Below are 2,163 nucleotides of genomic sequence, written 5' to 3' on the forward strand. Positions count from 1 at the left end.
GGCATCGCCGAGCGCACGCCAAACTTGCGCGCCTCGTACGAGGCCGCGCACACCACCGAGCGTGCGCCGCGCCACGCGACCACCACCGGCTTGCCGCGCAGCGCCGGATCGTCGCGCTGCTCGACCGAAGCGTAGAAGGCGTCCATGTCGACGTGAACGATTTTTCGCATCGGCGTTGTCGGCATCAGCGGGCGGGGCAGGCGCTGTAGTTGAAAGCGAAACGCTGTTCGCCATCCTTGCCGGGGCCGGCGATCTCGGCATGCAGGCCGAGATCGTCGCGCCAGTAACTCACGCGCTGCGGGTAGTCGTGCGCGGGATTGCTGAAATCGATGCGCTGCCCGGCTGCTGCTGATTGCGCGAATTCGGTCGGCGCCACGCCGCCGGGTTGCGCGATGTAGACCCAGCCCTCTCCGCGCCGTTCGATGCGCGTGTACTCGAAGCCGAGCAGCTTGCCGCCGCGGGTGGTCGTGCTCACGTTCAACAGCACGCCGCCACGCGCGAACCAATGTTCTTCGATTTGCGCCTGGCCCTGCTGTCCGCACCAGTCGCCAGCAAGCCAATCCAGAGCGACGGGTGGATTGGTCGGCACGGCCTCCGCGGCGGATGCCGGAACATTCGTTGGTGACGAGAGCAGCAGCAAGGCAAGGCAGGTCGCATATCCACGATTCGGCATTGACATGTCCGTGCTCCCGATGGCGCTGCTCGTGCGCGATGGGGATTGTCCCTCGATTTGCTTCGGCGCGCGCACCCGCTGGCAGGCCGCACAAGCGCGGCGTACTCTGGGCCACCCAAGTGGAGGACAGGACGATGACGACAACGTACACGCCGGAAATCGGCACGCCGGGCTGGTTCGAACTGGTGACCACGGACCAGGACGGCGCGCGAAAATTCTATGGATCCCTGTTCGACTGGACGCCAGTGGATACGCCACTCCCCGATGGCAGCAGCTATACGGTATTCAAACTCGACGGTCGCGATGTCGCCGCCTGCTACACGATGATGGCCGATCAGCGCGAGCTGGGTATACCCGTGCATTGGGGCGTGTATTTCCGTGTCGAGGATTGCGATGCCGCCGTCGCGCGCGTGCTCGCGGTAGGCGGAAAAGTGCTGGCCGAGCCGTTCGAGGTGATGTCGCTGTTGCGCATGGCCGTGGTCAGCGATCCCGAGGGCGCGGTGTTCTGCCTGTCGCAGCCGCGCTCGCATCCGGGCGTGGCGGCGTTCCGCGAATTCGGTTCGGTGCTGTGGGTCGAGCTCGCCACGCGCGACATCAAGCGTGCGGAAAAATTCTATGGTGCGGTACTTCCGTGGACGTTCTCCGATCACGACGCGGCGCCCGAGGTCTACCGCGTCTATTCGGTGAACGGCACCGGCTACGGCGGCATGCTGCAGATGGACGAGCAATGGGCCGGGATTCCGACGCGCTGGTCGATCTATGTGCACGTCGCCGATATCGACGCGACCGTGGCAAAGGCGCAGGCCCTGGGGGCGAGCGTCATGATCCCGGTGTTCATGGCGCCGGGCGTCGGCCGCATCGCCGTGCTCAAGGACCCGGCGGGTGGCAAGTTCAATCTCATCGATACCGCCGGAATGAGTTGATGGTCAGCAGCAGGGCGGCATCCGTCGCCATGTATCTGGATGAATTGCCGGCGGAGCGCCGCGTCGTCGTCGCAGCGGTGCGCGATCTGGTATTGCGCAATCTGCAGTCGGGGTTCGTCGAGTGCATGGGTTTCGGGATGATCGGCTACGTGATTCCGCTGGCGCGTTATCCGGTGACCTACAACAAGCAACCGCTTTGCTACGTCGCACTGGCGGCACAGAAGAATAGCTATTCCCTTTACCTGATGGGCGCTTATGCCGATCCGCACAAATACGAGACGCTGCAGGCGGCCTACGCCAAAGCCGGGAAGAAATTCGACATGGGCAAGAGTTGCCTGCGCTTCAAGAAGATTGACGACCTGCTGGTCGATGCCGTCGCCGCGAATATCGCCTCGTTGTCGGTGGACGACTACATCGCGCACTACGAAATCGGTCATGGCCTGCGCTGAGCACCGCTGCCGATGAACGCGGCCGACATTCCGGAGTCCGTGCGCCGCTTCCGCGCCGAGTATCGCGAAAGCGAAATTCCGCGTGGTTATCGCGGCGGCGCGCACCTGCTGTTCACTT

Annotated in this window: 3 protein-coding genes and 1 pseudogene; 2 read left to right on the plus strand and 2 right to left on the minus strand. The window is 64.1% G+C overall.

Annotated features, from left to right (window positions below; translation table 11 throughout):
* Positions 1-170, minus strand: a pseudogene (locus tag VKM35_RS12790) (DNA polymerase IV); the annotation flags it as partial.
* A gap of 14 nt (positions 171-184) precedes the next feature.
* Complete coding sequence (locus tag VKM35_RS12795) at positions 185-679, minus strand: DUF6265 family protein (protein ID WP_324321439.1); 495 nt, start codon at positions 677-679, stop codon at positions 185-187.
* A gap of 128 nt (positions 680-807) precedes the next feature.
* Here VKM35_RS12795 and VKM35_RS12800 point away from each other — a divergent pair, with 128 nt between their 5' ends.
* Both VKM35_RS12800 and VKM35_RS12805 read left to right on the plus strand, forming a co-directional pair.
* Positions 808-1,596 carry a VOC family protein gene (locus VKM35_RS12800; RefSeq protein WP_324321441.1) on the plus strand — a complete coding sequence of 263 codons (789 nt, stop codon included), beginning with the start codon at positions 808-810 and terminating at the stop codon, positions 1,594-1,596.
* Positions 1,596-2,045 carry a DUF1801 domain-containing protein gene (locus VKM35_RS12805; RefSeq protein ID WP_324321442.1) on the plus strand — a complete coding sequence of 150 codons (450 nt, stop codon included), beginning with the start codon at positions 1,596-1,598 and terminating at the stop codon, positions 2,043-2,045. Before VKM35_RS12800 ends, VKM35_RS12805 begins: the two co-directional genes overlap by 1 nt.
* Positions 2,046-2,163: the final 118 nt, after the last annotated feature.

It is taken from the genome of Arenimonas sp., assembly GCF_035312645.1.
Taxonomy (GTDB): domain Bacteria; phylum Pseudomonadota; class Gammaproteobacteria; order Xanthomonadales; family Xanthomonadaceae; genus Arenimonas.